This is a genomic window from Tenacibaculum sp. MEBiC06402 (genome assembly GCF_049239625.1).
In the GTDB taxonomy this organism is placed as follows: domain Bacteria; phylum Bacteroidota; class Bacteroidia; order Flavobacteriales; family Flavobacteriaceae; genus Polaribacter.
This window is the reverse complement of record NZ_JBMKKT010000018.1, coordinates 1-730: the sequence shown is the minus strand read 5'-3', so window position 1 is coordinate 730 and position 730 is coordinate 1. Positions and strand designations below refer to the sequence as shown.

Genomic DNA, 730 nt, shown 5'->3' with positions numbered 1-730 from the left:
AAGCTTCGGGACAGCCGCAATTAATTATACACCTTGTTGTGGTTAGTTTTTACTATCCTTCAAGTTGTTCGTTTATAAACTTCAAAACGTTTTTAAAATAACTTTCCAAATTTTCGTATTCTTCTTCTCCAGGATGCCAATTTGCAAACTTCCAGTATTTCCATTTTTCACTTTTCAAGTCGGGCGGAATTAATAAAAAGTATTGCTCTTCATTTATTCCACCAACAATAATACTTTTTTCCAGTTCCTTTCCTATATTTTCAATTCCGTCAATATTGTAAGCTTCGATTATGAAACTATCAATGTTCCTTAAATAATCTATTTTATCAGTTTGCTCAAAAGTCGGCTCGATATCATTTGGTGCAGAAAATCCGTTTGTTATCGACAAGAATTTTTTAAAGTCCTCTGGGAATTCAATTCCGAGTCTATTTTCGGTCAGTTTTATTTCAGTTTCCGAAGATGTGTTAGTTCCCAACCATTTATTTTCAATCTGTTCTTGAGTAAACTCAAAATCAGCTAGCTCAATTGCTTTCTCTGATATTTGTTTTAGTAGACTGTTCATTTTTCAAATTAACCACAACGTATTTGTGTATGATTTTTTGCGGAAAAGGACGCGAGTCATTTTCCGATGTTGCGGAAAGATAATTAATAAGATTGAATTTCCGGTGAGGTTCCGATGCTTCGGGACTGCCGCAATTAATTATTTGCTTTGTTAGCTGCTGATTTTTTT

The 730-nt window shown here is 33.7% G+C and carries 1 protein-coding gene; it reads right to left on the bottom strand.

Annotation, left to right across the window (positions count from 1 at the left end):
• Positions 1-52: 52 nt before the first annotated feature.
• Positions 53-562: an SMI1/KNR4 family protein gene (locus ACOSP6_RS00145; RefSeq protein ID WP_422092301.1), complete on the bottom strand. Its 510-nt coding sequence runs from the start codon at positions 560-562 to the stop codon at positions 53-55.
• Positions 563-730: the final 168 nt, after the last annotated feature.